This is a genomic window from Pseudomonas sp. PDM31, assembly GCF_019218965.1.
Lineage (GTDB): Bacteria > Pseudomonadota > Gammaproteobacteria > Pseudomonadales > Pseudomonadaceae > Aquipseudomonas.
This window is the reverse complement of sequence record NZ_JAHUWS010000032.1, coordinates 1-607: the sequence shown is the minus strand read 5'-3', so window position 1 is coordinate 607 and position 607 is coordinate 1. Positions and strand designations below refer to the sequence as shown.

Sequence of the window (607 nt, the reverse complement as noted above, 5' to 3'; positions counted from 1 at the left end):
AGAGAAGAAGGAAGGGAAGAGGGAAGAGGAAGAGGGGGGAGAAAAAGGGGAAGGGGGAGAGAGGGAAAAAAGAGGAAAAAGAAGAGGAGGAAGGAGAGGAGAAAAAAAGAGGAAAGGGAAAGGGGGAGAAGGGAGGGGGGGGGGAGGAGAGGGAGGAGAAAAGAAGGAGAAAGAGGGGGGGGAGGAGGAGGGGGAAAGGGGAAAAAGAGGGAAGAGAGAAGGGGAGGGGAAGAAGGAGGAAAGGAGAGGAGGAAGAGAAAGGGAGAGGGAAAAGGAGGAAGAAGAAGGAGGGAAAAAGAGGGGAAGGAAAGGAGGAAAGAAAAGGAGAAAGGGGGAAGGAGAGGGGGAGGGGAAAGAGAGGGAGGAAGAAAGAGGGAGGAAAGGAGGGGGGGAAAGGGGGAGAGGAAAGGAAAAAGGAGGGAAAAAAGGGAGGGGAAAGGAGAGAAAGAAAAGAGAGGGGAAAGGGGGGAAAAAAGAAAGGAGGAAAGAGGGGGGGAAAAAAAAAAAAAAGGGGGGGAAGGGGGGGGGGAAGAAGGGGAAAGGAGGGGGGAAGAGGAAGGAGGGAAGGGGGGGAGGAAAGGGAGGAGGGAAGAGAGAAGGAAGGAGA

The 607-nt window shown here is 54.2% G+C and carries 1 protein-coding gene; it reads left to right on the top strand.

Features of this window, described 5'->3' with window-relative positions; all coding sequences use genetic code 11:
• Positions 1 to 607, top strand: a 607-nt coding sequence (locus KW839_RS28215; RefSeq protein WP_218426044.1) for a hypothetical protein, incomplete at both ends; no start/stop codon positions are given.